This window comes from Blastococcus sp. SYSU DS0669 (genome assembly GCF_054050895.1).
Window position 1 is genome coordinate 58,068 of the sequence record NZ_JBJHAE010000013.1, and the last position, 22,418, is coordinate 80,485.

Sequence of the window (22,418 nt, forward strand, 5' to 3'; positions counted from 1 at the left end):
CGCGGGAGGACGCCTCCGGGGCCGCGCGAGCGTCACGGAGCTGCGGGCGGTTACTGGCGGGCGGCGAGGCCCGCTGCGGCCGACCGCAGCCACCGGCCGGGATCGGCGAGCGCCGCCTCCGTTCCGCCCGCGACGTCGACCAGCGAGACGGCATCGGCGAACACCCCGGTCGAGGCGGTCGCGCTGCCGGCGACGAGGAGCACCGGGACGCCGGCCGGGCGGGCGAGCGACAGCACGTGCGACACGACCTTCCCCGCGGCGCTCTGGTCGTCGTACCGACCCTCGCCGGTGATCACCACGTCCGCCGCCGGGATCAGCCGCGGCAGCCCGAGCGCCTCCCCGATGGCCACCGCGCCGGCGGAGAGCGCGGCACCCCACAGCCGCAGGCCGAAGCCCGTCCCGCCGGCGGCGCCGGTCCCGGCCGCCGTCGGATCGCCGCCGGTCAGCTCCGCCAGCCGGCGCAGCCCCGCCTCGAGCAGGGGGACGTCGGCCGGGCCGGCGCCCTTCTGCGGCCCGAAGACGGCGGCGGCGCCGCGGACCCCGAGCAGCGGGGCGTCGACGTCGCCGAGCACCACGGCGCCGTCCGGGGGCACCGGGCGCAGCGCGCCGAGCTCCACCCGGTGGAGGTCGGCCAGGCCGGCGTTGCCGAGCCCGATCGGCCGGCCGGCGGCGTCCAGGAACCGGGCGCCCAGGGCGGTGAGCAGGCCGGTTCCTCCGTCGGTGCTCGCGCTCCCGCCGATGCCGAGCAGCAGGCGGCGCACCCCGTGGTCCAGCGCGGCCGCGACGACCTGCCCGAAGCCGAGCGTGTGCGCGGCGAACGGGGCCGGACGGCGCATGAGCGGCAGGCCGCTCGCCGCCGCGAGCTCCACGACCCCGGTGCCGTCGGGCTGGAGCAGCCAGTCGCAGCGGACCCGGCGGCCCTCGGGGCCCTCCACCTCCACCGGCATCCGTCGGGACCCCGGCACGGCGGCGGCGAAGGCGTCCACGGTGCCCTCACCGCCGTCCGCCATGGGGGCGAGCACGACCGGGTCGGCCGGCCGCTCGGCGAGCCACCCGTCACGGATCGCCACGGCGACCTCGTGGGCGGTGGCCGTCCCCTTGAACGAGTCCGGCGCGACCAGAACTTGCAGCGGGCTCCCGGTGCTCATGCCCGGGTGCGGTGCCGCCGGAGGCGTCTTTCGCGGTGGGCCGTGGAGGGCGGGACGTCCTCGTACGACATCGCCGGGCCGGGGCGGCCCACGGTCGGCGCGGTCGATCGTCCTGCCGGCACGTACCGAGTATCGGCCCGCGACGTCGCCGCACACCAGCAGGCGCTCGGCCGTTCCGCGAGCGGTCCGCGCGCCCCGGCACCGGCCGGCGGGTAGGCCCGGCGGCATCCCTGGCCGGGTCCGGCCACCGCCGGGTCGGGGCCCCGCGGCGACCCGGCGCCGGGCCGCCGCGGTTGCTACGGTCCGCGCATGCCGGAGCTGTCGCGCACCGCCCGCCTGGACGTCCTCGTCGAGGGGTACGTGCGCATGCCGCACGTGGCGGGCACGGTGAGTCTCGTCCGGGACGCCGACCGGGTGGTCGTGGTCGATCCCGGCATGGTGTCCGACCGGGACCTCATCCTCGCCCCGATGCGCGCACTCGGTGTCCGCCCCGAGGACGTCACCGACATCGTCGTCAGCCACCACCACCTGGACCACACGCTCAACGTCGCGCTCTTCCCGGTGGTGCCGGTGCACGACTTCCAGTCCGTGATCGAGGGGGACACCTTCACCCGCAGAGCCGCCGACGGCGTGCAGCTCAGCCCCGGCATCCGGTTGCTGGCCACGCCCGGGCACACCCCGCAGGACATCACCACGCTGGTCGGCACGCCCGACGACGTCGTCGCCCTCACGCACCTGTGGTGGACCGAGGAGGGACCGGCCGACGACCCCTACAGCCACGACCGCGACGAGCTGCGCCGGCAGCGCGAGCGCGTGCTCGACCTCGCCACCCTCGTGGTCTGCGCGCACGGCGCCCCCTTCCACCCCGGACCCGCGACGGTCCGCTGACCGTCGCGCCTGGCTCCCGACGGGCTCGCGGGCCGGAGGCGCCGCCGACGGAGCGGGAGGGGCGGAGCGCCGGTCGAGCAGCCGGCAGGTCACCGCACCGCCGCCCCGGCCGACGACGACGGCCCACGGGTGGCTGGTCGCGGCCTCCTCCAGGGCGTGCGGGTCCGCCGGCAAGCCCCCCGTCCAGCAGGCTCCTAGTCGGGGAGCCGCCGGTAGGTCACGCCGCCCAGCCGCAGCGATACGACCCGGCCGCCGGCGTCCCGCTCCAGCGGCACCAGCTCGCCGGCGGGCCCGAACCCCGGCTGCGGGGCGATCCGCAGCGTGCCGGCGTCGACCACCTGCAGCTCCTCGACCCCGGGCAGGGGGTCGGGCCAGGTCGGCCGCACGAGCACCAGCCGCCCGGCGAGCTCGGCGACGTCGACCACGCCCCACAGGCCGGCGAACCGGCCGGTGGACGACGACGGCGGCGGCGCGCCGGGCGGCGCGGCCGGCACCTCGGTGCGCGGGTGCAGCGCGACGTCGACCAGCTTCACCAGCCCGGTCGCCAGCTCCTCGGCCGGGCCGTCGATCGCGTTGGTGAGCACGCTGACGACCAGCCCGTCGGCCGGGTCCACGAAGGTGACGGTGATCTGCCCCGGCCACCCGCCGCTGTGCCCGACCAGCTGCCGCTCGCCGACGGTGGTCAGCACCAGCCCCAACCCGTACCTGGCGACCTCGGTGCCGTAGGCGGTGACCACGGACTCCACGCGCTGCATCAGCCGCTTCGCGTCGTCGCCGAGCAGCCGGTCTTCCCCGAGCGCGTGCGCCGAGCCGTAGAGGGCCAGGTCCTCGGCGGTGGAGAAGAACCCGGTCGCCGCCGCGAAGGCCCCGGTGCCGACCGAGCCGAGGGGCTCGCGGGTGTCCTCGCCCAGCAGCAGCCCGGTGTGCCCGCTGACGTGCTCGCCGGCCCGCGCGGGGTCGTGGTCGGCCCCGGTGCGGGTGAGGCCGAGCGGCTCGAGGATCCCGGTGCGCACCGCCTCGGCGTAGGGAGTGCCGGTGACGGCCTCGATCGCCAGGCCGACCAGCGCGTAGCCGACGTTGGAGTACTTGAAGTGCTCGTTGCGGTGGAGCACGGGGCCCGCCCGCAGCGCCGCCGCGATCACCCCCGACCGGTCCGGGAACGGCTGCTCCAGCTGCCAGAAATCAGCGTCGGCGCCGTCCCGGGTGACGCCGGCCTGGTGGCCGAGGAGCTCCCGGACGGTCACGCGGGCCACCGGCGAGCCGGCCGCCGCCAGCTCCGGCACGTGCGCGCCGATCGGGTCGTCCAGCCGCATCCGCCCCGCCTCCACCTGCTGGAGCACGAGGGTCGCGGTGAACGTCTTGGAGTGCGAGGCGACGCGGAACAGGTGTGCGGGGGTCAGCGGTGCGCCGGTGGAGACGTCGGCGACCCCGGACGCGGCCGAGAGCACCAGCTCACCGCCGTGGCGGACCGCCACCTGCGCGCCCGGTACGCGGCGGTGCCGCACCTGCGCGTCCAGCCACGACCGCAGGTAGCCCGCGGCGGCGCGGATGGTCTCGGTCCGGGGGGTCACGGCCGCCCAGCCTAGGAGCGTGCAGCGGAGGTCACACGGCGGAACCAGAAGATCGCGTTCCGGTCACGGAGGCAGGACGCCGATGACGTCCCCGGTCACCGCCCGGCCCCCCGCCGGCGTCGCTCCCGACGAGCGCGCCCCCCGTTCCCGGTGGCCGCTCCTCGCACCGATTCCGAACGGATCCCGGCTCCACCATGTCCGCCGCTCTCGGCATCCTCGCGGCCTCGCTCAGCATCGCCGTCGTCTGGCCCCAGGTCTGGCTCTTCTGCCGGCACCGCCGCACCCTGGGTCTCTCGCCCACCAGCGCCTGGCTCGCCGTCGCGCTCAACCTCTGCTGGCTCGCCTTCGGCCTGCTCGCCCGCGATCCCGTGCAGATCGCCACCAACGCCGTCGTCGGTACCGGCAACGCCGCCGTCCTCGTGGCGCTGCTGCTCACCCAGCCGCGGCTGCGCGCCGGGCGCGTGCTCCTACGGACGGCGTCCGGCGCCGCCGTCCTCGCCGCGCTGGCCACCGGGGGGCTCGCCGGCGCGGGGCCGCTCGGCGCCGACCCGGCGGCAGCCGCGGCGCTGCTGGGCGGCGTCGCCTCCGTGGTCGGCGCGGCGGCCGCGCTGCCGCAGCCGGTCAGCCTGCTGCGCGACCGCACCCAGGACCCTCCGGGCTCTCGCCGGCGCGGTGGTGGCTCGGCTCGGGTTCCTGCGCCGCGTGGACCGGCTACGGGTGGTGCCTCGACCAGGCCGCGGTGTGGCTGTCCGCCGGCGTCGGGCTGTGCTGCTCGCTGGTCGTCTGCGGGATGCTGCGCGCCCGGCGGGCCCTGCTGCCGGTTGCCGGGTCAGCCGCCGCAGCGGGGGACGTCGCCGGCGCCGAGGGCCCACTCCGGCAGGTCGGCGCGGAAGGCGTCGCGCACCGGCGCGGAACCGGTCGCGCGCCAGTCCACCCGGCCGCCGACCTCCGGCTCCTCCTTGGCCCACTCGAACCAGTTGACCATCGCGAGGCGGGGCAGGCGCTCGGGCAGCCCCGGGTCGAACAGCTGCTGCCACCAGGCCTGCTTGACGGCCAGCTCGCCGGCGCCGCCGCCGCCCGGGGCGAAGAACGCCGCGGTCTCCGGGACGGCGACCGGCTTGCCGTACCGCTCGCCGTACTCGGCGTGGAAGTCCGGTAGCCCGCGGTCGTCGCCGCCCCGCCCGGCGTAGCTGCCGGTCAGCTGGGCGAGGAACTTGCCGGCCTCGGGCACCTCGTTCTCGCCCCACGGGTGGGCGTCGCCCCAGTGGTAGAGCGACATCCCGACCCAGTCGACGGCGTCCTCGCCCGGCCAGTACGGGGCGTAGGGGTCGTCGGCCGCCGAGACCGCGCCGTCGCCGTCGGTGTCCAGCGCGGCGACGTCGCCGGGCCCGGTCGCCGCGTGGGCGCCGCCGGTGAACGGGTAGCCGCCGCCGTAGTTGGGTGCCCACATCACCGCCGAGCCCGGCGCGCCCGCGTGGACGGCGGCGGCCACCCGCCGGAACGCCTGGACGTAGGCGCCCGGCTGCTGGCCCCACGGGTACCACGAGCCGTTCATCTCGTGGGCGAACCGGACCACGACGGGCACGCCGCGCTCGTTGTAGCCGGCCAGCCGCTCGGCCAGGCCGGTCGAGACGTCCTCGGTGACGGCGGCCAGGCCCTCGTGCGGCTCCAGGGTGAGCAGCAGCAGGCCGCCCTCGCCGCGCACCTGCTCGACGGCGGCGTCGAGGTTGCCCTCGTCGGCGGGGGAGAAGGGGAAGCCGGTGAAGGAGACGGCGACGGCGGGCTGCGAGCCGAGCGCGGCGGCGTGCTCGGCCAGCGTCCGGTCGCCCCAGTCGAGGTTCACCCCCAGGTAGACCCCGTCGCCCGCGCCCGGTCGGTGGAGCTCCGCGACGCGGCACGTCACACCGCCCGCCTCCGTGCCGCCGTCCTCGGCCGTGCCGCAGGCGGAGCCGGCGAGGAGCGCGGTCGCGGTCAGCGCGGACAGGGTCACGGTGGGCAGTCGTCGCACCCCATCCCATCGGCCGCCCGGGGCCGCGGCTGAAGCGGTCGGCCGGCGACCACCCGCAGGTCGCAGGAGCAGGCGCCACCCGGGCCCCGACCGGTGGGATCCTGGGCCGGTGGAGGTGGTGATCCTTCCCGGGCCGGACGAGGTGGCCCGGGTCGCCGCGCGGCGGGTCGCCGAGGCGGTCCGCCGGCGCAGGGACGCCGTCGTCGGGCTGGCGACCGGCTCCTCGCCGCTGGGCACCTACGCCGAGCTCGCCCGGCAGGTGGCCGCCGGTGAGCTCGACGTCTCCGGCGTCCGCGGCTTCGCGCTGGACGAGTACGTCGGTCTCCCGCCGGCGCACCCGCAGAGCTACGCGTCGGTCATCCGGCGCACCGTCGTCGAACCGCTGGAGCTCGATCCGGCGCGGGTGCGCGTGCCCGACGGCTGCGCGGCGGACCTGGACGCCGAGGCGGCCGGCTACGAGCAGGAGATCCGCGCCGCCGGCGGCATCGACGTGCAGCTCCTCGGGATCGGCGCCAACGGGCACATCGGCTTCAACGAGCCGACGTCGTCCCTGACGTCGCGCACCCGGGTGAAGGCGCTCGCGCCCCGGACCCGCGCGGACAACGCCCGGTTCTTCGCCTCGCCGGAGGAGGTGCCGGTGCACTGCCTGACCAAGGGGCTCGGCACCATCCTCGAGGCGCGGGAGCTGGTCCTGGTCGCGCAGGGCGAGGCCAAGGCCGAGGCCGTCGCGGCGGCGGTGGAGGGTCCGCTGAGCAGCATGTGCCCCGCCTCGGTGCTGCAGCTGCACCGACGGGCAGGGGTCTACCTCGACGAGGCGGCCGCCTCCCGGCTGCGCCTGGCCGACCACTACCGCCACACCTACGCCCACCGGCCGGGCGGAGCCTGACCTGGCGCACCCGGCGGACCGTCGGTCTGGACGACCGGCCCTCGCGGGTGGATGGTGACCCCGTGACCGACAGCCGCTTCGCCATCGGCCTGGACGCACTCGAGGCCACGGTCCGCGTCGCGCCCGCGGACCAGGTCCCCGAGCAACCGGCATCCGGCCCGCCGCCCACCGGCCAGGTGGGCGACCCGCACCCCTACGCCGGCGGGGCGGCCGGCGACGCCGACGGCGACTGACCCCCGGACGGGCAGCCGCCGGGGTCAGACCCGGTCGTCGCGCTTCAGCCAGCCGTAGGCGGCGGTGGCCACGAAGAGCACCGCGCCGACGAGCAGCAGCCAGAAGAGTCCCTCCACCAGCGCGCCGATGATCGAGAGCACCAGCCACACGACGAGCAGGAGACCGATCAGGCGCAGCAGCACGGGAGCTCCAGGGGGAAGGCGGGGCGGCCGCCGTCCACCCTAGGGGCCGGGACCCGCCCACGGGCGCCGGCGATCCGGGGTAGGTGCGGCGGGCCGGCCGCCGGTGACGCAGGATCGGTGCATGGCCTACACCGCAGCCGACGACCGCTACGACTCGATGAGCTACCGCCGCACCGGGCGGAGCGGCCTGGACCTCCCCGCGCTGAGCCTGGGCCTGTGGCACAACTTCGGCGACGACATGCCCTTCGACCGCCAGCGCGACATCCTGCGGCGGGCCTTCGACCTGGGCATCACGCACTTCGACCTCGCGAACAACTACGGGCCGCCCCACGGCAGCGCCGAGACCAACTTCGGGCGCCACCTGGCCGACGACTTCCGGCCCTACCGCGACGAACTGGTCATCTCCACCAAGGCCGGCTACGACATGTGGCCCGGGCCGTACGGCCAGGGCGGTGGCTCGCGCAAGTACCTGCTGGGCAGCCTGGACCAGTCGCTGCGGCGGATGGGCCTGGAGTACGTCGACATCTTCTACAGCCACCGGCCCGACCCCACGACGCCGCTCGAGGAGACGATGGGCGCACTGGACACCGCCGTCCGCTCCGGGAAGGCGCTCTACGCCGGCATCTCGTCGTACTCGCCGGAGCAGACCCGGCGCGCCGCCGCGATCCTCGCCGACCTCGGGACGCCGCTGCTGATCCACCAGCCCTCCTACTCGATGCTCAACCGCTGGATCGAGCGCGAGGACCTGCTCGACGCCCTCGCCGACGTCGGGGCCGGGTGCATCGCCTTCTCCCCGCTCGCGCAGGGCATGCTCACGGACAAGTACCTCGGCGGGGTGCCCGAGGGGTCCCGCGCCAGCCAGGGCAAGTCGCTCTCGCCCGACCTGCTCACCGAGCAGACCCTCGCCCACGTCCGGGCCCTCGACGGCCTCGCCCGGGAGCGCGGGCAGTCGCTGGCCCAGATGGCGCTGGCCTGGGCTCTGCGCGACCCACGGATGACCACCGTGCTCATCGGGGCCAGCAGCGTGGCACAGCTCGAGCAGAACGTCGGGGCGCTGGAGAACCTGGCGTTCACCGACGGCGAGCTCGCGGCGATCGACCAGCACGCCGTCGAGGGCGGCATCGACCTGTGGGAGGGCCCCCGCACCGCCTGAGCCGCCTGTGGACAACGGACCCGGCGGAGGGCCGCCGCTGCCTAGGGTCCGCGGTGTGGGTGACGGCCTCGAGGTGGAGACAGCGGTCCTGCGCGACGCGGGGCGCGCGCTGCTCGTCGTGCACGGTGAGCTCGACGGCGCGCGGGACACCGCCGACGTCGGCGGGGACGTGATCGCGCACGACCGGCTGCGGGAGCGGCTGCGGGAGTTCGGCGGCAACTGGGACCGGCGGCGGACCGAGATGACGGGGCTGATCGCGGGGCTCGGCCAGGCCGCTCAGGACGCCGCGGAGGTCTACGAGCGGATCGAGACCGAACTGGTCGCCGCGCTGGCCGGTCAGCGGTGAGCCGCCCGCGGGACTGGTCGCCGCTGCGCCCGTCGGACCCGGTCGGCGGCGACGCCGCGGCGATCGCCCGGCTCGCGCAGCGGTACGCGGACACGGCCGTGGCGATCACCACCGCGGCGAGGGCGCTCCGCGAGATCCACGACGGCGCGACGGCGTGGGACTCCGACGCGGGGCGGGCCTTCCGGGAGCGCACCGCCGAGGTGGCCGGCACGATCGAGCAGGCGCTCGCCCGGTACGAGGGGACGGCGCGGACGCTCGCCGGGTACGCGCGCACGCTCGACGACGTCCAGGCCCGCGCCGACGTCGTCCTCGCGCGTGCGAAGCGGGCCGAGGAGGCCCGCGACGCCGCCTGGCGGGCCCACGAACGGGCCGCCGCACAGCCGGAGCCCGACCCGGTCGCCGAGCGCCGGGCGCACGACGACGCCGCGGCGGCCACCGGGGGCATCCGGGCCGCCGACGTGGAGCTCGAGGAGCTGGAGGCCGAGTGGTGCGCCGCGGGGACCACCGCCGCCGACGCCATCGACGACGTCCTCGGCGCGGACGACCTCGCGGACGGTCTCCGGGGCGACGTCCTGGACGTGGTCGCCGCCGTCACCGGCTGGGCGGGGAAGCTCTCGGGGGCCCTCGGCCTCGTGGCGCTGTTCCTCGGCGCGATCCCCGGCCTCCAGCCCTTCGCGGCGGCGTCCGCCGGGCTGGCTCTCGTGGCCGGCGCCGTCTCGCTGGTGGGCAACACCGTGCTGCTGGTGAGCGGCCGGGCGGAGCTCTCGGCCGTGCTGTGGGACGCGGTGGGGGTGCTGACCTTCGGGGCCGGTCGCGCCTTCGCGCTGGCCGGCCACGCGGTCGCCACGGGCACCCGCGGGCTGGCCGGCCCCTCGCTGATCCAGCACCTGCGGGCTTCGGGCATGACCCGCCGGGAGGCGCAGCGCGCGGTGGCCGTCGTCCCGGCGCCCGGACGGGCGGCCGCTGCGCTCGCGTCCCGGGCGCGCGACCCGCGCGGCTGGCTGCCCACCCGCGGGGAGTGGGGCCAGGCGTACCGCCCGTCGGGTCTGCTGCGGGGTCCGGTCGCCGGCCCGCACCCGTTCATCCACCCGGCCACGACGGCGGCCCCCCAGGTGCAGGCCGGGCTGGCCCGTGCGGCGCGGGCGAACGGCGGGACCCTGCTCGCCAACGCCGCCGGCGGCGTCCCCGCGGCCAACGCCTTCGTTGGCAGCGGGGGCCCGTCCGCTGCCCACCCCCACGTCCGGGCGGCCCGGTGACGGCCGTGGCGGCGGGAACAGCCGTGGGGCAGCCCCGCGACTTCACCTTCGCGGTGCCCGGGAACTGGGTGCGGATCCGGGTCCTCGACGACGCGCAGCGGGACGCGGACGTCCGCCGGATCGCCCGGGCGGTCACCCGGGGCCGGCCCGACCGCGACCGGCTGGAGCCGCAGGTCGCCCGACTGCTGCACGGTGCGGTCGCCGCGCGCCGCGACAGCCGCACCGTCGAGGTGCACCTCCCGGTGGTCGAGGAGGGGGCCCCGCCGGTCGCCTGCGCCCTGGCGGTGGGGGTGGTCCCGCCGCACCGGGGGGACCGGCCCGGTGCGGAGGTCGCCGCCTTCCTCGCCGCGGGGGGAGGGGGAGCGTCGGCCGAGGTGGTCGAGCTCGCCTGCGGCCCCGTGGCCCGCGTGCGCCGCCGGGCGCACGCGCCGGCGCCGGACGGCCGGCAGGTCGCGACGGAGCTGGTGCAGTACCAGCACCCGATGCCCGGCGGCGGCTTCGTGCTGCTCAGCTTCTCGACGCCGCTGCTCGAGCTGCTCGAACCGCTGACCGCGCTCTTCGACGCCGTGGCGGGCTCCTTCCGGTGGCTCCCGTGACCGGCGCCGCGCACCGCTGGAGCTACACCGTGGCGCCGTCCGGCGAGGGGTGGGTGTGGCTGCCGGGGACCGGCGACGTCACCGCCTGGGCGCAGCAGGTCTGCGACGACCTCCACGCCAGCGGAGCTGAGGCGGCCTGGCTCGGGGCGCAGCTGCGCTCGCTGGGCGAGGCGCTCCGCGAGGGCACGCCCGACCTCGTCGCGATGTGGCTCCCCGACCCCGCCCACGGCGTCCTCGTGACCCTCCGCGCGGACCGGTACCGGCTGACCAGCGGGCTGACGGAGCTGGCCGAGCAGGAGCGGGCCACCGTGGGGCGGGCGCTCGCGCCGCCCGCCGTCGGTCTGGTCGCGCTCCCGGCCGGCCCGGCGCTGCGTGTCCGACGGGTGGCGCGGCAGACCGGCGGGCCGGGTGAGGGCCTGCTCGTCGAGAGCGTCCGCCACCTCGTCGCGCCGCCGGGAGCGGTGGACGTGCACGGCGTGCCGACGGCGGTGGAGCTCGTCATGTCCTGGACGCTGCTGCACGAGGGGGAGCACGTCGCGGACATGGCGGACCGGACCGCCGAGCATCTCCGCCTCACCGTGGGCTGACCGCCGCAGCGACCTCACCCCTCGGGGGGATGCGCTCGCAGGGCGAGCGTGTCGATCACCCCGGGGTGAGCATCGATCGGGCGGCCCTGGGCCGCCCCAGCGGGACCCGGGATGCCGTTCCGGCGCCGGAGGGCGCCGCGCGGCTGCTCGTGGTGCGCGCCGTCGCCGTCGCCGCCGTCCTGGCGACCGCCGGCTACCTCACCTGGCGGCTGCTGGTCACCCTGCCCGAGGGGCCGGCCCTCTGGCTCGGCGTGCCCTTCCTGGCGCTGGAGCTCTACGGCGGGCTGGCCCTGGTGCTGTTCGTGATGACCACCTGGGACGTCGCGCCGGCGACCGTGCCGGCGCCCCGCCCCGGACCGCCGCCGTCGGTCACCGTGCTCGTCGCGACCTACAACGAGCACCTCGACGTGCTGCTGCCCACCGTCGCCGCCTGCCTGGCCATGGAGGGCGAGCACGAGACCTGGGTGCTCGACGACGGCGACCGGCTCGAGGTCGAGGAGATGGTGACCGCGCTGGGCGCCCGCTACGTCGCCCGCGCGGAGCACGACCACGCCAAGGCGGGCAACCTCAACCACGCGCTGGCGCTGGTGCGGACGGATCTCGTCGCCGTGTTCGACGCCGACCACGTGCCCGATCCGGACTTCCTCACCCGCACGCTGCCCTACTTCGCCGACGAGCGGCTGGCGCTGGTCCAGACGCCGCAGCACTTCTACAACACGAGCTCCTTCGAACACCTGCGCCCGGGCGTCGACCTGCACGAGGAGTCGCTGTTCTACCGGGTGATCCAGGCCGGCAAGCACCACGCGGGCGCCGCCTTCTGGTGCGGGACCAACGCCGTGCTGCGGGCCGAGGCGCTCCGCGAGATCGGGGGAGTGGCCACCGAGTCGCTCACCGAGGACTTCCACACGACGATGAAGCTGCACCGCGCCGGGTGGCGGAGCGCGTACCACAACGAGGTGCTCGCCCGGGGACTGGCGGCGGGCAGCCCGGACGCCTTCTACGCCCAGCGCCGGCGCTGGGGCCGGGGTGCCATGCAGGTGCTGCGGCACGACAACCCGCTGACCGCGACGGGGCTCACCGCTCGGCAGCGGCTGGGCTACCTCTACTCGCTGTCGGCGTGGTTCGACTCGTGGCGGACGCTGGGTCTGGCCCTCGTCCCGGTCGCCGTGCTCCTGACCGGGGTGTTCCCGGTGGACGCGCCGCCCGTCCTGTTCGCGGTGACGGCGGGCATCTCGTTCGCCCTGCAGCAGGTGGCGCTGGGCCTCCTGTCACGCGGCTTCGCCCCGGCGCGCTTCTCCCTGCTGTTCGAGGTCGTCCGGCTGCCCTCCAACCTCGCGGCCACGCTGTCGCTGGTGCTCCGCGGCAGGGGTCGTTTCGCGGTCACCGCGAAGGGGCGCACGGGGGAGGACCGCACCCGCGCCCGGGTGCCCGCGCTGCTGCTCGTGCTCGCGGCCGTGCTCGGCGGAAGCCTGCTCTGGACCGCCGCGAGCCTGGCCGGCTGGACGCCGGTCGAGCACCGGCTGGGCGGGACCACCCTGGTTCCGGTCTTCTGGGTGGCGAGCACCCTGGGCTTCGTCGTCGCCGGCATCCGCCGCATCCGCGACCCGCGCTTCTCCGCCGAGCGCCGGGACGGCCATCGCTTCCCGGCCGCGTTGCCCGCCGTCGTCGACGGCGCCCCCGCCCGCTTGGTCGACGTCTCGCTCGGCGGTGCGCAGGTGCGGGTCCGCGGCGGGGGCGTCGCCGTCGGTGCGGAGGTCGCGCTGGCCATCCGCGTGCCCGACCGCGCCGCGCACGTCGTGTTCCGCGCGGTCGTCCGGTCCCGCGCCGAGGACGTCCACCGCCTGCAGTTCGTCGGGCGGCAGTGGCGCGAGCTGGCCGCGCTCTCGGCGACGGCGTTCGGCGCGGGCGCCGCCCGCTCGGCGGCCGAGGAGGTCACGCCGGTGACGGTCGAGCCTGCCGTCGCGGGTGGCCGGGTGCCGGCCGCCCGGGCCAACCCGGACGCGGTGGCTGCCGCGGTGCGCAGCCCGTTCGTCTCCCCGCTCGCCCGGCGCCCGGGACACGACGACACCCGGCCGATCCCGCGGTTGACGCCGGAGCTGGAGCGCGCGCTCTCCGGTGCCGACGGCAGGTAGCGCCCGGCGGTGGCGCTGCCTCTCGCCGGGCGCGGTGGCAGGTTCGTCACGACGTCGGCAGGCTGGCGGGTGACCGACCCGACGGCTGAGAGGACGGGCGACCATGGCTGCGGCGCGCTACGAGTACAAGGTCGAGGAGATCCGCGAGGGGCTCATCGGCGGCAAGATGTCCGGCGGGAAGCTGGAGAAGGTGCTCAACGAGCACGCCCGGTCGGGCTGGCAGCTCAAGGCGATCACCTCCGTGGAGGTGAAGGGCCGCATCGGCCCCGGCGGCGTCGACGGCGTGCTGGTCACCTTCGAGCGCCCGGTGGCGTGACGACGGACTCCCGGAGCAGCGACCAGCGGGTCGCGAGGGCCGTCCGGGGGATACCCCGCGCCGAGGCTCTCTCGATGTTCGACAGCGGCTCGGCGGTCGCCGTGGAGGAGATGACCGGACGGTGGCGGGGGAGCGGGGTGCCCACCGGGTCGCCGCTGGACGGGCTGTTGGAGGCCTACGGCTGGTGGGGCAAGGAGTTCTTCGACGCCGAGACCGCGCACCCGCTGCTGTTCGCGACCCGCTCGGGCCCGCGCCCGGTGGAGCCGGCGCTCGTCCCCGTCGGGGTCCTGCGCGGCCTCCCCGGAGTGGCCCGTTCGACGGCGGCCCGGCTGGCGTTCACCGCCGTCCGGCCGTTGCTGATGACGACCCGCCCCACGGCGCGGCTCCGCGCGCTGGAGCACCGCGGCGTCGTCACCGCCGCCATGGTCTACGACCGGCTGCCGATCATCGACGTCTTCCGGCGGGTGGACGGCCGCACCGTGCTCGGCCTGATGGACCTGCGCGGCCTGCCCGACCCGTTCTTCTTCCTGCTCACGCGGGAGAGCTGACCCCCAGCTCGGCGAGCAGCCCGCGGATGCGCCGCTCGATCTCGTCCCGGATCGGCCGCACCGACTCGACGCCCTTGCCGGCCGGGTCCTCGAGGGCCCAGTCGAGGTAGCGCTTGCCCGGGAAGACCGGGCACGCGTCGCCGCAGCCCATGGTGATCACCACGTCGGAGGCCTCGACCGCCTCGGTGGTGAGCACCTTCGGGCGCTGGTCGGAGATGTCGATGCCGACCTCGGCCATGGCCTCGACCGCGGCGGGGTTGACCTGGTCGCCGGGCAGCGAGCCGGCCGAGCGCACCTCGACGGCGTCGCCGCCCAGGTGGCGCAGCCAGCCGGCGGCCATCTGCGAGCGGCCGGCGTTGTGCACGCAGACGAACAGGACGCTGGCGGTCATCGGGTGCTCCTGGCGGTCGTGGGGACGGTCGGGTCGCCGGGGAACCAGCGCCGGGCGGCCCAGAGGGAGACGTAGACGAGGGCGACGAGGACCGGCACCTCGATGAGCGGGCCGACGACGCCGGCGAGGGCCTGCCCGCTGGTGACGCCGAAGGTGCCGATGGCGACGGCGATGGCGAGCTCGAAGTTGTTGCCGGCCGCGGTGAACGCGAGCGTCGCCGTCTTCGCGTAGCCGAGGCCCAGCCGCATGCCGAGCAGGAAGGACCCGCCGAACATGAGGACGAAGTAGGTGAGCAGGGGCAGGGCGATGCGGGCGACGTCCCAGGGGCGAGAGGTGATCGCGTCGCCCTGCAGCGCGAACAACATCACGATCGTGAAGAGGAGTCCGTAGAGGGCGACCGGGCCGATGCGCGGCAGGAACGTGCCCTCGTACCAGTCTCGCCCCTTGCGGCGCTCGCCCAGCGTGCGGGTGAGGAAGCCGGCCAGCAGCGGGATCCCGAGGAACACCAGCACCGAGAGCAGGATCGCCCAGACGCTGAACTCCGCGGACGTCGTCGGCAGCCCCAGCCAGCCGGGCAGCACCTGCAGGTAGAACCAGCCCAGCGCGGCGAACGCGAGGATCTGGAACACCGAGTTGATCGCGACCAGGACGGCGGCCGCCTCGCGGTCGCCGCAGGACAGGTCGTTCCAGATGAGCACCATCGCGATGCAGCGGGCCAGGCCCACGATGATCAGCCCGGTCCGGTACTCGGGGAGATCGGGCAGCAGCAGCCACGCGAGGGCGAACATCAGCGCGGGGCCGAGCAGCCAGTTGAGCACCAGGCTGGCGCCGAGGAGCCGCCGGTCGCCGGTGACCCGGTCCAGCTCGGAGTACCGGACCTTGGCCAGCACGGGGTACATCATCAACAGCAGGCCGATGGCGATGGGCAGGCTGACGTCGCCCACCTCGACGGCGGAGAGGAGGTCGTCCAAACCCGGCACCCCGCGGCCCAGCACCAGGCCGAGCGCCATCGCCGCGATGATCCAGACCGGCAGGAAGCGGTCGAGGGTGGAGAGCTTCCGGAGGACGGGGGCGTCGTCCGGGACGTCGGTGCGCGCGGTCTCGCGGACGGCGTCGCTCACGCGGGCACCGCGGTCTCGAACAGGCCGGCGACGGCGCGCAGCGCGGCCGGGCGGACGGCGTAGTACACCCACACCCCGCGCTTCTCCCGGTCCAGCAGCCCCGCCGAGTGCAGCACCTTCAGGTGGTGGCTGATCGTCGCCTGGGTGAGGTCGAAGGCGTCGTTCAGGTCGCACACGCAGGCCTCGCCGCTCGCGCTGGAGGCGATGAGGCTGACCAGCCGCAGGCGGACCGGGTCGGCCAGCGCCTTGAGCAGCGGCGCGACCTGCTCGGCCTGCTCGGCGGACATCGCGGTGCCGGACAGCGGGGTGCAGCAGGCCAGGGCGGGCTCGCTCATCGGGTCTCCTTCGTCGGACGTCGACCGCCATCGTAACGATGACCATCGTATTGACAAGCATCGATACAAGGTGTTCATTCTGCGTTCAGACATCGACGTCCGTCTATGTCACGTTTTCCTCCAGGAGGCCCCCGTGTCCCGTGTGCAGCTCGCCCTCCGCGTCGCCGACCTCGACGCCGCCGTCGACTTCTACTCGCGCCTCTTCGGCACCGCGCCGGCCAAGCGCCGCCCCGGCTACGCCAACTTCGCGGTCGTCGAGCCGCCGCTGAAGCTCGTGCTCCTGGAGGGCGAGGCCGGGGAGCCCACCCGCATGGACCACCTCGGGGTCGAGGTCGCCTCGACCGACGAGGTCACCGCCGCGACCGGCCGGCTCGCCGAGGCGGGACTGGCCACGCGGCCCGAGGAGGGCACGACCTGCTGCTACGCCGTCCAGGACAAGGTCTGGGTGACCGGGCCCGGTGGGGAGCCGTGGGAGGTCTACACCGTCACGGCGGACGCGCGTCCCGACCTGGAGGGGAGGACGGACGCGGAGCTCTCCGCCGTCTCCGGGGACGGCACCTGCTGCCGGACGGACGCGCAACCCGCCGCCGCCTGCTGCTGACGCCGCACGAGCGGAGCCCCCGCCGCTCCTGGCCCACCGCTCGGGGTCCTGGCTCAGCACCGACCGTGAGCCGGGACCCCAGGAGACCAGGTGACCTGGTCGACACGGGAGGGCAGGATGCCGCCGTGGATCTCGACGAGGTGGCCGACGAGCTGTACGCCGTCCCGCCCGAGGAGTTCGTCGCCCTGCGGAAGGCGCGCCAGGACGAGGCCCGGGCCGAGGGCGACAAGGCGCTGGCCAAGGAGATCGGCGGGCTGCCCAAGGCCTCGGCCGCCGCGTGGGCGTGCAATGTGCTCGTGCGGGAGCAGCGCACCGAGATCGAGGGCCTCGTCGAGCTGGGCGAGCTGCTGCGGGAGGCCCAGGAGAACCTCGCCGGCGACCAGCTGCGGGCCCTGGACGTGCAGCGCCGCCAGCTGCTCACCGCCCTGACCCGCCAGGCGCGGGCGCTGGCGCACGCCCAGGGTCACCCGGTGAGCGCGTCGGTGGCGACGCAGGTCGAGGAGACACTGCGGGCCGCGATGTCCGACCCGGAGGCGGGCCGGGCCCTGCTCACCGGCCGGCTGACCTCACCGATGTCCTACAGCGGCATGGGGACGACGGTCGCCCGGCCCGACCTGCGGCTGGTCCACCCACCGCGCCCCAAGCCCGCCGAGAAGCTCGCCCGGCCGCCGGCACGCGCGAAGCGGGAGGAGGCGGGGGAGTCGGCGGCCGCCCGGCGACGCCGGGCCGAGGAGGAGCGGGCCCGGGCCGCGGAGGAGAAGCGGCGGCGCGAGCTGGCCGCCGCGCAGGAGGCGGTCGACCGGGCGGAGGCGGCCGCCGCGGAGGCGGCGGAGGTGCTGGAGGAGCACCGCCGCGCCACGGCGGAGCTGGCCGCCCGGGAGCAGGAGCTCCGCGCCCGCGTGGACGAGCTGGCCGACCAGCTGGCCGACGCCGAGCGTCAGGCGGGGGACGCGGCGGCGGCTCTGCGGCGCGAGGAGCGCCGGCGGGCCGGTGCCGAGCGGGACGCCGCGGAGGCGGCGGAGGCGCGCGACCGCGCCGTCGCCGGGCTCGCCTCGCTGTCCGACGAGGCGCCGGGCTGATGCGCACCGCCCCGCGCCCCCGCCTGTTCGGCAGGCCGGCGGTACCGCGGGCTCCCTCCCGTCTGTGGCGCACGGGGTATCCAGGGTCGGAGAGGTGGTCAGCGGCAGAGCGTGACCGGATCGCAACACGAGACGTCACAGCCGGAAACGTTCCCGCCACAGGTCGGTCACGCCGGGCACCTAGCGTGCCCTTGCCCGCCCTGCTCCAGGTGGATCCGCCACGCCGCGCGGGGGCGGGGAGCTCGATCTCGATTGCGTTGCGGTGCAGGCTGTGCCCTGGGCCACACCTTAGCGCTGAGGTAAGTGTCTCTTCCTACGTCCACCGATCCCGAGGATGGTGTCGTCCATGCGATCCGCCCGACTGTCCGCGAGCGCCCTCGGCGCCGCGATGCTGCTCACCGTCAGCGCCTGCGGAGGCGGAGCCGGTGACGCCGGGGCCGGGGGCGGGGGTGCGACCGGCGGCGGTGAGGCGCCCCGGATCGCCGCCGTCTTCTCCGGCGTGACGACCGACGCGGACTACACGTTCCTCGGCCTGCAGGCCCTGGAGGCCGCCGAGGAGGAGCACGGCGCCGAGACGACCTACTCGGAGAGCGTCCAGGTGCCCGACGCCGAGCGCGTCCTGCGCGAGTACGTGGCCGACGGCTACAACGTCATCTGGACGCACGGCAGCCAGTTCTACGACGCCACGGTCGCGGTCGCCGCCGAGGCCCCCGACGTCGTCTTCATCGCCGAGCAGGACACCGAGCCCGCCGACGTGCCGGACAACGTCTGGGTCCTCGACCGGAACTTCCACCTGGCCTTCTACCCGCTCGGGGTGCTGGCCGCCGCCGCCTCGCAGACCGGCCAGATCGCCTACCTGGGCGGGGTCACCCTGCCCTTCTCCTACTCCGAGGTGCACGCCGTGGAGCAGGCCCTCGAGGACACCGGCTCGGATGCCGACCTGACGGCGGTGTGGACCGGTGACTTCAACGACCCGACGCGGGCGCAGCAGTTCACCAGCCAACTCCTCGCCGCCGGCAACGACGTCATCCTGACGTCGCTGAACCTCGGCGTCGTGGGGGCGTTCGAGGCGGTCGGCGACGGCCCGCCCGGGGCTCTCATGACCGCGAAGTACACCGACAAGTCCAACCTCGCCCCCGAGCACTACCTGACCTCGGTGCTGTACGACTTCGAGGTCATGCTCGACGAGATCCTCACCTCGGTCGAGGAGGGGGAGACGGGCGGCTACCTCGGGATGACCTACGACCAGGGCATCTCGCTGCAGGACCCGCAGAACGTCGACCCGGCCGTGCTGGAGCAGGTGAACACGGTCCTCGAGCAGCTCTCGGCCGGTGAGGTCGAGGTCGACCGTGACGTGACGCCGGTCGAATGAGCGGCCCGGCAACCACCGGCCTGGTCGGGGGCGCAGGCCCCGACCAGGCCCGGCCCCTCACGATGACGGGGATCAGCAAGTCCTTCGGACCGGTCCGCGCCCTCGTGGACGCCGACTTCGAACTCGCTCCCGGCGAGGTGCACGGCCTGGTCGGCGGCAACGGCGCGGGCAAGACCACGCTGATGAACGTCCTCTACGGGCTCTACCGGGCGGATGCGGGCGAGATCCGGGTGGACGGCCGCCCGGTGCAGATCCGCTCGCCCCGCGACGCCATCGAGCTGGGCATCGGCATGGTCCACCAGCACCTGCTGCAGGTGTCGACCTACTCGGTGGTCGAGAACGTGGTGCTGGGCACGAGCGGCAGGTCCGGCGGCCTGCGCAACGCCGCCGCCCGGGTGTCGGAGCTGTCCGACCGGTTCGGCCTCGCGGTCGACCCCCGGCAGCGGACCGACCGCCTCTCGGTGGGCGCCCGGCAGCGGGTGGAGATCCTCAAGGTGCTGTATCGCGGCGCGCGGGTGGTCATCCTCGACGAGCCGACGACCAACCTCACGCCGCAGGAGGTCGACGACCTGTTCGCGTCCCTGCGCGAGATCGTCGCCGAGGGCACCAGCATCGTGTTCATCTCGCACAAGGTCCGCGAGGTGCTGGCCATCTGCGACCGCATCTCGGTGATGCGCGACGGCCGCCGGATGACCACGGTGCGCCGCGCCGACACCGACGCGAACGGGCTGGCCTCGCTCATGGTGGGCGAGCTCGCCGAGCCGTCCTCCGACCTGGCCGCGGCCCTGGGGCTCGGCGCGGTCGGCGCCGAGCCGGTCGAGCACCACGCGGGGACCACGGCCGGGTCCGCCACCCTGCTGCAGGTCTCCGGCCTGGTGGTGCACAACGACCAGGGCGTGCCGGCCTTGCACGGGGTGGACTTCGGCGTCGCAGCGGGGGAGGTCGTCGGTGTCGCCGGCGTGGCCGGCAACGGGCAGGTCGAGCTCGCCGAGGCGCTGGCGGGGGTCCGCCCGGTGCACTCGGGCGAGGTGCGGATCGGCGGCACCGGCCTGGCCGGCCGGCCGACCCGGCACTGGCTGGACGCCGGCGTCGCCTACGTGCCGGAGGACCGGCACCGCGACGGCATCCTCGGCGCCGCCTCGGTCACCGACAACCTGCTGCTGGGCTCCCAACGCAACCCGGCGCACCGCCGCGGTGGCCTGATCCAGTGGCGGCGGGTGCGCGAGCACGCCCTGCAGACGATCGAGCGGTACACCATCAAGACCCCCGGGCCCGATGCGCCGGCCGGCAACCTCTCCGGCGGCAACATCCAGCGGCTGGTGCTGGCGCGGGCGTTCGACCGGGAGCCCTCGGTCCTGGTCCTGCAGAACCCGACCCGCGGCCTGGACCTGCGGTCGGCCCGGTTCGTCTACGACCGCGTCAACGAGGCACGCGACCGCGGGTGCGCGGTGGTGCTGATCTCCGAGGACCTCGACGAGCTCAGCCTGCTGGCCGACCGGATGGTGGTCCTCTACTCGGGCCGGATCGTCGGCGAACGCCGGCGCGGCGATTACGACGCATACGCGCTGGGCCGCCTCATGGCCGGCGTCCAGGAGACCGCATGACCAGCCCCGTGCTCACCGAGCCGGACGCCGTCGCACCGGCGGCGCCCAGCCTGCTCGCCCGCCTGTTGCGCGGCCTGCTGCCCTACGTGCTCGCCCTGGCGGCCGCCTTCGCGGTCTCCGGGATCGTCATCGCCGCGCTCGGCTACGACGTCGGCGGGGCCTTCCGGACCATCCTCACGACGTCCTTCCGGACCGGGTTCGGCTTCACCGAGACCCTGACCAAGTGGGTTCCGCTCACGCTGCTGGCCCTCGCCTTCACGATCCCGCTGGCCGTCGGCCGGTTCAACATCGGCGGTGAGGGCCAGCTCCTGGTCGGCGCGACCGCGTCGGCCGGTGTCGGGATCGTCTACGCCGGTCTGCCGGCCGCCGCCCTCCTGCCGCTGGCGATCGTCGCCGGTGTGCTGGCGGGCGCGGTCTGGGCCGGGATCGCGGCGTTCCTCATGGGCCGGTTCGGGGTCAACGAGATCCTCAGCACCGTCCTGCTCAACTTCGTCGCCTTCCAGGTGGTCGACTACGCCGCGACCGAGATCTGGTCCGACCCGGCCGCGGGCGTGGCGGCCACCCAGCGCGTCGGCGCCGGCGCGCTGCTGCCCGACATCGGCGGGCCGCCCGGCGTGCACGCGGGCATCCTGCTCGCCGTGCTCGTCTCGCTGGCGACGATCGTGGTCACCCGGGGCACCCCCGCGGGCTTCGAGCTGCGGGCGGCCGGTACCAACCCGCGCGCGGCGGCGATCAACGGCATCCGGGTGGAGAAGATCGCCGTCGTCGCGCTGATCATCGGCGGCGCGCTGGGCGGCCTGGCCGGCGCCCTCGAGGTCGTCGGTGTGCACGGCCGGGCCATCGAGGGCATGCAGGCCAACTTCCTGCTGCTCGGCATCATCATCGGGCTGATCGCCCGCGGCAGCGCCCTCTGGGTGCCCGTGGTCGCCTTCGGCATCGCGATCCTCGAGGTCGGCGCGAGCTCGATGCAGCGCACCGTCGGCGTCCCGGCCGAGATGGTCCTGATCATCGAGGCCCTGATCCTGATCTTCCTGCTGCTCTCCGACGTGATCGCAGCCCGTCTGGCGAGGAGAGTCGCATGACCGAGTTCACGTCCCTGGCCCAGCTCACGGTGATCGCGATGGTCCCGTACCTGCTGGCGTCTCTGGGCACCATGCTGGGTGGGCTGGCCGGCGTCTTCAGCGTCTCCCAGGAAGGCATCATGCTGCTGGGCGCCTCGGTCGGGTTCCTGATCAGCTTCGCCACGGACAGCAGCACCCTCGGCATCCTGCTCGCCGCGGGGGTGGGCGCCGTCTTCGGCTTCGCGCTCGGGTGGGCGACGACCATCCTGCGACTGGACCAGTTCGTGGTCGGTCTGGCGCTGTTCTTCGCCGCCACCGGGCTGGCCGGGCTCCTCTACCGGGTGGTGATCGGCCAGACCGCGACCACTCCGCGCACCGACACCCTGCCGCGGCTGGAGATCCCGCTGCTCAGCGACATCCCCGTCCTGGGCACGGTCTTCTTCTCGCACAACGCGCTGGTGTACTTCGCCGGGGTGCTCGCCGTGGCGCTCTACTTCTTCCTCTACCGGACCAGGGCCGGGCTCGACCTGCGATCGGTCGGGGAGAACCCGCGGGCGGCCGACAGCCTCGGCATCGCCGTCGTCCGCACCCGGCTGTGGACGACGACGGCCGGCGGCGCCCTCATGGGCATCGCCGGAGCGTTCCTGCCGCTGATCTACACCGGCACCTTCACCGAGGGCATCGTGGGTGGCCGGGGGTGGCTGGCGATCGCGCTCACCTTCTTCGGCGGCTGGCGCCCGCAGTTCATCGTGGCGGGAGCCCTGTTCTTCGCCGCGATGGAGGTGGTCGCCCTGCGCACGGAGATCGCAGGGACCGACATCCCGGGGCAGCTGCTCCTGGTGATCCCCTACGTGGCGACCCTCGTCGTCATGATCTTCGCCTTCCGCTGGGCGCGGGTGCCGCAGTTCCTCGGCCGCAACTACGACCGGGAGAGCCGGACCGGCTGACCGGAGCCGCCGGTACCGAACTCCTGCCGGTGGGGGCGCCGGACTGCCCGCATCCG

24 protein-coding genes and 1 pseudogene are annotated in these 22,418 nt (G+C 75.3%); 18 read left to right on the forward strand and 7 right to left on the reverse strand.

Going from position 1 to position 22,418, the window contains the following annotated elements; genetic code table 11:
• Positions 1 to 50: 50 nt before the first annotated feature.
• Positions 51 to 1,148, reverse strand: a complete 1,098-nt coding sequence (locus ACI792_RS13945) for a glycerate kinase (protein WP_456603120.1) — start codon at positions 1,146 to 1,148, stop codon at positions 51 to 53.
• Positions 1,149 to 1,457: 309 nt separating this feature from the next.
• Here ACI792_RS13945 and ACI792_RS13950 point away from each other — a divergent pair, with 309 nt between their 5' ends.
• Positions 1,458 to 2,036, forward strand: coding sequence for an MBL fold metallo-hydrolase (locus ACI792_RS13950; protein ID WP_456579998.1), 579 nt, complete (start codon positions 1,458 to 1,460; stop codon positions 2,034 to 2,036).
• Between the two features lie 194 nt (positions 2,037 to 2,230).
• Here the strand turns inward: ACI792_RS13950 and ACI792_RS13955 are convergent, their stop codons facing one another.
• Positions 2,231 to 3,607: a serine hydrolase domain-containing protein gene (locus ACI792_RS13955; RefSeq protein WP_456603121.1), complete on the reverse strand. Its 1,377-nt coding sequence runs from the start codon at positions 3,605 to 3,607 to the stop codon at positions 2,231 to 2,233.
• 194 nt (positions 3,608 to 3,801) lie between these two features.
• Here ACI792_RS13955 and ACI792_RS13960 point away from each other — a divergent pair.
• Positions 3,802 to 4,254 (forward strand): annotated as a pseudogene (locus ACI792_RS13960) (PQ-loop domain-containing transporter); the annotation flags it as partial.
• 182 nt (positions 4,255 to 4,436) lie between these two features.
• Here the strand turns inward: ACI792_RS13960 and ACI792_RS13965 are convergent.
• Positions 4,437 to 5,597 (reverse strand): glycoside hydrolase family 26 protein, encoded by a 1,161-nt coding sequence (locus tag ACI792_RS13965; RefSeq protein ID WP_456603122.1) that lies wholly within the window; start codon positions 5,595 to 5,597, stop codon positions 4,437 to 4,439.
• A 127-nt stretch (positions 5,598 to 5,724) separates the two neighbouring features.
• Between ACI792_RS13965 and nagB the strand changes: the two genes are divergently transcribed.
• Together nagB and ACI792_RS13975 are read left to right on the forward strand one after the other, a co-directional pair.
• Positions 5,725 to 6,501 (forward strand): glucosamine-6-phosphate deaminase, encoded by a 777-nt coding sequence (gene nagB / locus ACI792_RS13970; protein ID WP_456603123.1) that lies wholly within the window; start codon positions 5,725 to 5,727, stop codon positions 6,499 to 6,501.
• Positions 6,502 to 6,563: 62 nt separating this feature from the next.
• A complete protein-coding gene (locus ACI792_RS13975; RefSeq protein WP_456603124.1) occupies positions 6,564 to 6,734 on the forward strand; it encodes a hypothetical protein in 171 nt (56 codons plus the stop codon).
• A gap of 24 nt (positions 6,735 to 6,758) precedes the next feature.
• Here ACI792_RS13975 and ACI792_RS13980 read toward each other — a convergent pair whose 3' ends face one another.
• Positions 6,759 to 6,917: a hypothetical protein gene (locus tag ACI792_RS13980; protein WP_456579993.1), complete on the reverse strand. Its 159-nt coding sequence runs from the start codon at positions 6,915 to 6,917 to the stop codon at positions 6,759 to 6,761.
• 121 nt (positions 6,918 to 7,038) lie between these two features.
• Between ACI792_RS13980 and mgrA the strand changes: the two genes are divergently transcribed.
• The 8 genes from mgrA to ACI792_RS14020 all read left to right on the forward strand — a co-directional run bounded on the left by mgrA (position 7,039) and on the right by ACI792_RS14020 (position 13,851).
• The gene (mgrA, locus tag ACI792_RS13985; protein ID WP_456603125.1) at positions 7,039 to 8,070 is read left to right on the forward strand and encodes an L-glyceraldehyde 3-phosphate reductase; all 1,032 of its coding nucleotides are present in this window, start codon (positions 7,039 to 7,041) and stop codon (positions 8,068 to 8,070) included.
• Positions 8,071 to 8,125: 55 nt separating this feature from the next.
• Complete coding sequence (locus tag ACI792_RS13990) at positions 8,126 to 8,416, forward strand: hypothetical protein (protein WP_456603126.1); 291 nt, start codon at positions 8,126 to 8,128, stop codon at positions 8,414 to 8,416.
• Positions 8,413 to 9,672 carry a hypothetical protein gene (locus tag ACI792_RS13995; protein ID WP_456603127.1) on the forward strand — a complete coding sequence of 420 codons (1,260 nt, stop codon included), beginning with the start codon at positions 8,413 to 8,415 and terminating at the stop codon, positions 9,670 to 9,672. Before ACI792_RS13990 ends, ACI792_RS13995 begins: the two co-directional genes overlap by 4 nt.
• A 23-nt stretch (positions 9,673 to 9,695) precedes the next feature.
• The gene (locus tag ACI792_RS14000) at positions 9,696 to 10,268 is read left to right on the forward strand and encodes a hypothetical protein (protein WP_456603128.1); all 573 of its coding nucleotides are present in this window, start codon (positions 9,696 to 9,698) and stop codon (positions 10,266 to 10,268) included.
• Positions 10,265 to 10,855: a hypothetical protein gene (locus ACI792_RS14005; RefSeq protein ID WP_456603129.1), complete on the forward strand. Its 591-nt coding sequence runs from the start codon at positions 10,265 to 10,267 to the stop codon at positions 10,853 to 10,855. Before ACI792_RS14000 ends, ACI792_RS14005 begins: the two co-directional genes overlap by 4 nt.
• Positions 10,856 to 10,920: 65 nt before the next feature.
• Positions 10,921 to 12,987 carry a glycosyltransferase gene (locus tag ACI792_RS14010; protein ID WP_456603130.1) on the forward strand — a complete coding sequence of 689 codons (2,067 nt, stop codon included), beginning with the start codon at positions 10,921 to 10,923 and terminating at the stop codon, positions 12,985 to 12,987.
• Positions 12,988 to 13,090: 103 nt separating this feature from the next.
• Positions 13,091 to 13,303 (forward strand): DUF4177 domain-containing protein, encoded by a 213-nt coding sequence (locus ACI792_RS14015; RefSeq protein WP_091930363.1) that lies wholly within the window; start codon positions 13,091 to 13,093, stop codon positions 13,301 to 13,303.
• Between the two features lie 74 nt (positions 13,304 to 13,377).
• A complete protein-coding gene (locus ACI792_RS14020) occupies positions 13,378 to 13,851 on the forward strand; it encodes a DUF4334 domain-containing protein (protein ID WP_456603131.1) in 474 nt (157 codons plus the stop codon).
• Here ACI792_RS14020 and ACI792_RS14025 read toward each other — a convergent pair.
• The 3 genes from ACI792_RS14025 to ACI792_RS14035 are packed head-to-tail and all read right to left on the reverse strand — an operon-like array spanning position 13,835 to position 15,698.
• Entirely contained in the window at positions 13,835 to 14,242 is a 408-nt protein-coding gene (locus tag ACI792_RS14025) for an arsenate reductase ArsC (protein ID WP_456603132.1), read from the reverse strand. The genes ACI792_RS14020 and ACI792_RS14025 overlap by 17 nt on opposite strands.
• Positions 14,239 to 15,363 (reverse strand): ACR3 family arsenite efflux transporter, encoded by a 1,125-nt coding sequence (arsB, locus tag ACI792_RS14030; protein ID WP_456603133.1) that lies wholly within the window; start codon positions 15,361 to 15,363, stop codon positions 14,239 to 14,241. Before arsB ends, ACI792_RS14025 begins: the two co-directional genes overlap by 4 nt.
• A complete protein-coding gene (locus tag ACI792_RS14035; protein ID WP_456579983.1) occupies positions 15,360 to 15,698 on the reverse strand; it encodes a metalloregulator ArsR/SmtB family transcription factor in 339 nt (112 codons plus the stop codon). The genes arsB and ACI792_RS14035 overlap by 4 nt, the downstream gene beginning before the upstream one ends.
• 133 nt (positions 15,699 to 15,831) lie before the next feature.
• Here ACI792_RS14035 and ACI792_RS14040 point away from each other — a divergent pair, with 133 nt between their 5' ends.
• From ACI792_RS14040 to ACI792_RS14065, 6 genes are all read left to right on the forward strand, one after another.
• Positions 15,832 to 16,299, forward strand: a complete 468-nt coding sequence (locus ACI792_RS14040) for an ArsI/CadI family heavy metal resistance metalloenzyme (RefSeq protein ID WP_456603134.1) — start codon at positions 15,832 to 15,834, stop codon at positions 16,297 to 16,299.
• Positions 16,300 to 16,424: 125 nt separating this feature from the next.
• Positions 16,425 to 17,378 carry a hypothetical protein gene (locus tag ACI792_RS14045; RefSeq protein ID WP_456603135.1) on the forward strand — a complete coding sequence of 318 codons (954 nt, stop codon included), beginning with the start codon at positions 16,425 to 16,427 and terminating at the stop codon, positions 17,376 to 17,378.
• A 346-nt stretch (positions 17,379 to 17,724) separates the two neighbouring features.
• Entirely contained in the window at positions 17,725 to 18,750 is a 1,026-nt protein-coding gene (locus ACI792_RS14050; protein WP_456603136.1) for a BMP family ABC transporter substrate-binding protein, read from the forward strand.
• Positions 18,747 to 20,354, forward strand: a complete 1,608-nt coding sequence (locus tag ACI792_RS14055; RefSeq protein ID WP_456603137.1) for an ABC transporter ATP-binding protein — start codon at positions 18,747 to 18,749, stop codon at positions 20,352 to 20,354. Before ACI792_RS14050 ends, ACI792_RS14055 begins: the two co-directional genes overlap by 4 nt.
• Positions 20,351 to 21,436, forward strand: coding sequence for an ABC transporter permease (locus tag ACI792_RS14060; RefSeq protein WP_456603138.1), 1,086 nt, complete (start codon positions 20,351 to 20,353; stop codon positions 21,434 to 21,436). The genes ACI792_RS14055 and ACI792_RS14060 overlap by 4 nt, the downstream gene beginning before the upstream one ends.
• Complete coding sequence (locus ACI792_RS14065; protein ID WP_456579977.1) at positions 21,433 to 22,362, forward strand: ABC transporter permease; 930 nt, start codon at positions 21,433 to 21,435, stop codon at positions 22,360 to 22,362. The genes ACI792_RS14060 and ACI792_RS14065 overlap by 4 nt, the downstream gene beginning before the upstream one ends.
• Positions 22,363 to 22,418: the final 56 nt, after the last annotated feature.